The 6,012-nt window shown below is 70.7% G+C and carries 7 protein-coding genes; all 7 read right to left on the bottom strand.

Annotation, left to right across the window (positions count from 1 at the left end):
* Positions 1–137: 137 nt before the first annotated feature.
* The gene (locus ACOJUF_RS08485; RefSeq protein ID WP_420121424.1) at positions 138–635 is read right to left on the bottom strand and encodes an HNH endonuclease; all 498 of its coding nucleotides are present in this window, start codon (positions 633–635) and stop codon (positions 138–140) included.
* A gap of 198 nt (positions 636–833) precedes the next feature.
* Positions 834–1,256: a metal-sulfur cluster assembly factor gene (locus ACOJUF_RS08480; protein WP_420121423.1), complete on the bottom strand. Its 423-nt coding sequence runs from the start codon at positions 1,254–1,256 to the stop codon at positions 834–836.
* A 3-nt stretch (positions 1,257–1,259) separates the two neighbouring features.
* Positions 1,260–1,742: a Fe-S cluster assembly sulfur transfer protein SufU gene (gene sufU / locus ACOJUF_RS08475; protein ID WP_420121422.1), complete on the bottom strand. Its 483-nt coding sequence runs from the start codon at positions 1,740–1,742 to the stop codon at positions 1,260–1,262.
* 4 nt (positions 1,743–1,746) lie between these two features.
* Positions 1,747–3,129 (bottom strand): cysteine desulfurase, encoded by a 1,383-nt coding sequence (locus tag ACOJUF_RS08470; RefSeq protein ID WP_420121421.1) that lies wholly within the window; start codon positions 3,127–3,129, stop codon positions 1,747–1,749.
* Between the two features lie 103 nt (positions 3,130–3,232).
* Positions 3,233–4,015: a Fe-S cluster assembly ATPase SufC gene (gene sufC / locus ACOJUF_RS08465; protein ID WP_420121420.1), complete on the bottom strand. Its 783-nt coding sequence runs from the start codon at positions 4,013–4,015 to the stop codon at positions 3,233–3,235.
* Positions 4,016–4,154: 139 nt separating this feature from the next.
* The gene (sufD, locus tag ACOJUF_RS08460; RefSeq protein WP_420121419.1) at positions 4,155–5,354 is read right to left on the bottom strand and encodes a Fe-S cluster assembly protein SufD; all 1,200 of its coding nucleotides are present in this window, start codon (positions 5,352–5,354) and stop codon (positions 4,155–4,157) included.
* 22 nt (positions 5,355–5,376) lie between these two features.
* Positions 5,377–6,012 (bottom strand): SufD family Fe-S cluster assembly protein (locus ACOJUF_RS08455; RefSeq protein WP_420121418.1); only part of this gene is annotated, 636 nt, incomplete at its 5' end.

Raw genomic sequence — 6,012 nt, 5'->3', positions numbered from 1 at the left:
ACGCCCGGCGGCGGGCCCTCCCGGCTCCGGGTCGCCCCGGCCCGGCTCGACGCCCGCGCCGGGCGCCGACCCGCCCAGCACCCCGCGGCGCGCGGAGGGCCGGGCGCGGGCGGCCGGCGGAGGCGCGGACCGGCCGCTCAGCCGGCCTTGGCCAGCAGATCCCAGACCCGCTCCTGATCGGCCTGCCGCTGAATGTCCGACGGCGGCCGCACCCGCGGGGCCCACCGCAGCCGCATGCCCGCCTCGCTCGGCGTGCGGTCGGCCTTGCGGTTGTTGCAGGGCCGGCAGGCGCAGACCAGGTTGTCCCAGCCGTTGGACCCGCCCCGCGACCGCGGCACCACGTGGTCGACCGTGTCCCCGGGGCCGCCGCAATACGCGCAGGTCCGGCCGTCCCGGAGTCGGATCTGCGCCGGCGACGGCCGGCCGGTGGGCACCGAGCGGTCCACCAGATGCCGGTAGGACCGCAGGCGGACGACCGTCGGCCAGGGCACGGTCACCCGCGGCGAGCGGACGACCCGGGTCGGGTGCGCCTCCACGGTGTCGGCCTCCCCGGTCACGATCAGGACGACCGCCCGCGACCAGACGATCCGGCACAGCACCTGGTACGAGGCGTTGAGCAACACCACATCGGTCATCGGGGGCCTCCTTTCCAGCGGCGTCGGCCGCGAAAAGTAGCACCCGATCGGCGCCGGAGGCCCGGCATTTTTCGGTCCACGGCACCCGCGCAACGCTGATCAAACCCGCGCCGCGCGGGCGGAATGTCCGGGTTCGACCCGGGATTGATCAGCCAACCGGCGCAGCAGAGCCGGTCAGGCCCCTGGGGCGAGCAGGGTCTAGATGTTGAAGCCCAGGGCGCGCATCTGGTCGCGGCCGTCCTCGGTGATGCGCTCCGGACCCCACGGCGGCAGCCAGACCCAGTTGATCCGGAAGTCGTCCACCAGGCCGGATTCCGGTCCGGTCAACGCGGCGGCGACCTGGTCCTCGATCATGTCGGTCAGCGGGCAGGCCGCGCTGGTCAGCGTCATGTCGATGATGGCGGTGTTGTCGGGATCAACCGAGAGGTCGTACACCAGGCCGAGATCGACGATGTTGATGCCCAGCTCGGGGTCGACGACATCCTTGAGGGCCTCCTCGAGATCCTCGATCAGCTGGGTGTCGACGGCCGCCGGCGCGGCGGCCGCGGCGGTCTCGGTGACCGCGTCGAGATCGGCGGCTCCGCGGCCCACGCGACCGGAATCCTCGATGCTACTCGTCATGGGTCAGCCCTCCTGGCCGGCGGGGACGGAATCCCCACCTGCATCGACGGTCTGCGAGACCGCGTCCTTGAATGCCATCCAGCCCAGCAGCGCGCACTTGACCCGGGCCGGGTACTTGGCGACGCCCGCGAAGGCGATGCCGTCGCCGATCACGTCCTCGTCGCCGTCGACCGTGCCGCGGCTGGTGATCATGGTGGTGAAGTCGTCCAACGCGTCCATGACGTCCGGCAGCGGCCGGCCGATGGCCAGGTCGGTCAGCACCGAGGTCGAGGCCTGCGAGATGGAACAGCCCAGCGCCTCGTAGGAGACGTCGGCGACCACCGGCTCGTCACCGGTGTCGACCAGATGCACCCGCAGGGTCACCTCGTCCCCGCAGGTCGGGTTGACGTGATGCACCTCGGCGCCGAACGGCTCCCGCAGCCCGTAGTGGTGGGGCGACCGGTAGTGGTCGAGAATGATCTCCTGGTACAGCTTTTCCATCTGCATCGGCTCAGCTCACCCCGAAGAAGTCCTGCGCGGCGCGCACGCCCGCGACGAGTGCGTCGACCTCGGCCGGCGTGTTGTACAGCGCGAACGACGCCCGCACGGTCGCCGCGATGCGGAACCGGCGGTGCAGCGGCCAGGCGCAGTGGTGCCCGACCCGCACCTGGACACCGGCGTCGTCCAGGATCTGCCCGACGTCGTGCGCGTGCACCCCGTCGACCAGGAACGACACCGCTCCCCCGCGGTCCACCGTGGTGGACGGCCCGATGATGCGCACCCCGTCGACGGCCGACAGTTCCTGCAGCGCATACCCGGTCAGCGCGGCCTCGTGGTCGGCGACGACCTTCATGCCGATGACCGACAGGTAGTCGACGGCCGCGCCGAGCGCGACGGCCTGCGACGTCATCGGCACCCCGGCCTCGAACCGGGCCGGCGGCGCCGCGTAGGTCGACCGGTCGATGAAGACCTGCTCGATCATCGACCCGCCGGTCAGGAACGGCGGCATGGCCTCGAGCAGCTCGTACCGGCCGTACAGCACGCCGACCCCGCTGGGCCCGAACATCTTGTGCCCGGAGAATGCGGCGAAGTCGACGCCCAGCGCGGCCACGTCGACGCTCTGGTGCGGCACCGACTGGCAGGCGTCCAGCACGGTCAGGGCCCCGACCCGCTGCGCGGCGGCGACGAGCACGTCGACCGGATTGATCGTGCCCAGCACGTTCGACTGGTGGGTGAACGCCACCACCCTGGTCCGCGGCGTGATGACCTCGTCCAGGTTCGACAGGTCGAGCCGGAAGTCGTCGGTCACGCCGAACCAGCGCAGCGTCGCCCCGGTGCGCCGGCACAGCTCCTGCCACGGCACGAGGTTCGCGTGGTGCTCCATCTCGGTGACGACGACCTCGTCGCCGGGACCGAGCCGGAAGCGCCGGGCGCCCGGATCATCGGAGTACGTGGCGTTCCCGAGCGAGTAGGCGACCAGGTTCAGCGACTCGGTCGCGTTCTTGGTGAAGATCACCTCGTCGGTGCGCGGAGCCCCGATGAAGGCCGCGATCCGCTCCCGGGCCGACTCGTAGAAGTCGGTCGCCTCCTCGGCCAGCTGGTGCGCGCCACGGTGCACGGCCGCGTTGTGGCCGGTGACGTACTCCTGCTCGGCGTCGACCACACACGTCGGGCGCTGCGACGTCGCGCCGGAGTCCAGGTACACCAGCGGCTTTCCGTCCCGGACGGTCCGTCCGAGGATCGGGAAGTCGGCCCGGATCCGCTCGATGGCGGCGGCCGAAAGCTCGGTCGGCTCGGTCGACCCCGACAACTCGGCCGGCGATGCCGCGGCCTCCTGGTCGGTCTCGTCTGCCGTCACCTGCCCGGCGACCACGGCGATCACCTCCTGCGTCATCTGTTCCTCGTCCTTCCTGAATCCGGATCCTGAATCCGGACCCTGAATCCGGACCCGGACGGGCCTGAACGCGCCCGCCCCGCGGTCCGTCTCCCGCCTGCCGTCAGACGGCCGCGGCCGGCGCGTCGGTGAACCGCACGTAGCCGTTCTCCTCCAGCTCGTCGGCCAGTTCGGGACCGCCGGACTCGACGATCCGGCCGCCGGCGAACACGTGCACCCGGTCGGGCCGGATGTAGCGCAGGATCCGGGTGTAGTGGGTGATCAGCAGCACGCCGACCCCGTCGCCCGATTCGGCGGCCGACTCCTTGTACCGGTTGACGCCGGCGGCGACGATGCGCAAGGCGTCGACGTCCAGGCCGGAGTCGGTCTCGTCCAGGATGGCGACCTTGGGCTTGAGCAGGGTGAGCTGCAGGATCTCCTGCCGCTTCTTCTCGCCGCCCGAGAAGCCCTCGTTGACCGCGCGCTCGGCGAACTCGGGATCGATCTCGAGGTCCTTCATCGCGGTCTTGACCTCCTTGACCCACTTGCGCACCGGCGGGGCCTCGCCGCGCACCGCGGTGGCCGCGGTGCGCAGGAAGTTGGAGGTGGAGACGCCGGGCACCTCGACCGGGTACTGCATGGCCAGGAAGACGCCGGCCCGCGCCCGTTCGTCGACGGACATGGCCAGCACGTCCTCGCCGTCGAGGGTGACGGTGCCCGAGGTGACGTGGTACTTGGGGTGGCCGGCCAGCGAGTAGGCCAGCGTCGACTTACCAGAGCCGTTCGGACCCATGATGGCGTGGGTCTCGTTCGACGACACGGACAGGTCGACCCCGCGCAGGATCTCGACCGGCCCCTCCTCGGTCAGCACCGAGACGTGCAGGTCGCGGATATCCAGGGTGGACATACGAGCTTCGCTCCAATCTTCTCAATGAGCTCCGCTCATTGACCACCGAAGCGTGCTTCGGTGGAAGTAAGTCTGCGGGCCGGAGGCCCTTCGTGGCCTGTGCAGGTGGGGGGGTACACGGGGGCGAGCCCCCGTGAGGCTAGATGCCGCTGATGGCGAGCTCGCGCTCGATGATCTGGGAGGTCCGCTCGCGCACCGACTCGATGCCGATCTTGAGCAGCACCTCGCCGAAGAAGCCGCGGACGACCAGCCGCTTGGCCACCTCCGCCGGGATACCGCGGGACAGCAGGTAGAACAGCTGCTCGTCGTCGAACCGGCCGGTCGCGCTGGCGTGGCCGGCGCCGACGATCTCGCCGGTCTCGATCTCCAGGTTCGGCACCGAGTCGGCCCGCGCCCCGTCGGTGAGGACGAGATTGCGGTTGAGTTCGTAGGTGTCGGTGCCCTCGGCGGCCCGCCGGATCAGCACGTCGCCGACCCACACGGTCCGCGCCTTGTCGCCCTGCAGCGCGCCCTTGTACAGGGCCCGCGAGGTGCAGTGCGGCACCGCGTGATCGACGAACAGCCGGTGCTCGAGGTGCTGTCCGGCGTCGGCGAAGTACAGGCCGTTGAGCTCGACGCTGCCGCCCGGACCGTCGTAGACGACGTCCGCGACCACGCGCACCAGGTCGCCGCCGAAGGTCAGCGCGGTGTGCGTGACGGTGGCGTCCCGGCCCACCCGGATGTGGTGGTGGGACAGGTGCACCGCGTGCGAGTCCCACTCCTCCAGCGCGACGAACTCGAGGTGCGCGCCGTCACCGACGACGATCTCCATGTTGTCGCTCAGCAGCTGGGTGCCCTCGTGCAGGATCGCCACCTGCGCCTTGGCGTGCCGGCCGACCCGGACGACCAGGTGCCCGGCGAACGCCTTCTCGGTGGTGCCGCCCTCGAAGGTGACGATCAACGGCTCACGGAACTCGGTCTCGGCGGGCACGTCGATGAGCAGCACCGAATCGCTCGCCTGCCAGGCCCGGGCCGCCGGCCGGTCGGTCGGCAGGTTGCCGGAGATGCCCTTGAGGGCGGCGGCCTCGTCGCCGGTGACCCGGCGCACGGCGATCCCCGCGGGGCCCTCGACCGTTCGCTCGTTGTCGGCCCCGACGATGCCGTCGAACGCCCGGTCGTCGTCCAGGCCGCGCATCCGGCGCAGCGGGGTGAACCGCCAGGCCTCGTCCTTGGCCGACGGCAGCTGGTGGGCGGCCGGGTCGGCCGAGCCGATGCCGTGCAGGTGCGAGTCGATTCCCTTCGTCCGAACCGTCGCGCCGCCGACGTGGCTGTGCTCGGTCAGGCCGTGCTGGTTACTCAAAACGGGCGCGCTGGCGGACACGTCAGCCCACCGCTCCTTCCATTTGCAGTTCGATCAGGCGGTTCAGCTCGAGGGCGTACTCCATCGGCAGCTCCCGGGCGATGGGCTCGACGAAGCCGCGGACGATCATGGCCATCGCCTCGTCCTCGGTCAGGCCGCGGCTCATCAGGTAGAACAGCTGGTCCTCGCTGATCTTGGACACCGTGGCCTCGTGGCCCATGGACACGTCGTCCTCGCGCACGTCCACGTACGGGTACGTGTCGGTGCGGGACAGGGTGTCGACCAGCAGGGCGTCGCACTTGACCGTCGAGCGGCTGTGGTGGTTGCCCGGGTTGACCTGCACCAGGCCGCGGTAGGAGGTGCGCCCGCCGCCGCGGGAGACCGACTTGGAGATGATCGTCGAGGACGTGTGCGGGGCCAGGTGCAGCATCTTCGCGCCGGTGTCCTGGTGCTGGCCCTCGCCGGCGAACGCGATCGAGAGCACCTCACCCTTGGCGTGCTCACCCATCAGCCAGACGGCGGGGTACTTCATCGTCACCTTGGAGCCGATGTTGCCGTCGACCCACTCCATGGTCGCGCCGGCCTCGGCCTTGGCCCGCTTGGTGACCAGGTTGTAGACGTTGTTCGACCAGTTCTGGATGGTGGTGTACCGGCAGCG

The sequence above is a fragment of the Nakamurella sp. genome (genome assembly GCF_048594475.1).
In the GTDB taxonomy this organism is placed as follows: Bacteria; Actinomycetota; Actinomycetes; order Mycobacteriales; family Nakamurellaceae; genus Nakamurella.
The sequence above is the reverse complement of the archived record's forward strand: the minus strand, read 5'-3'. Positions and strand labels throughout refer to the sequence as shown.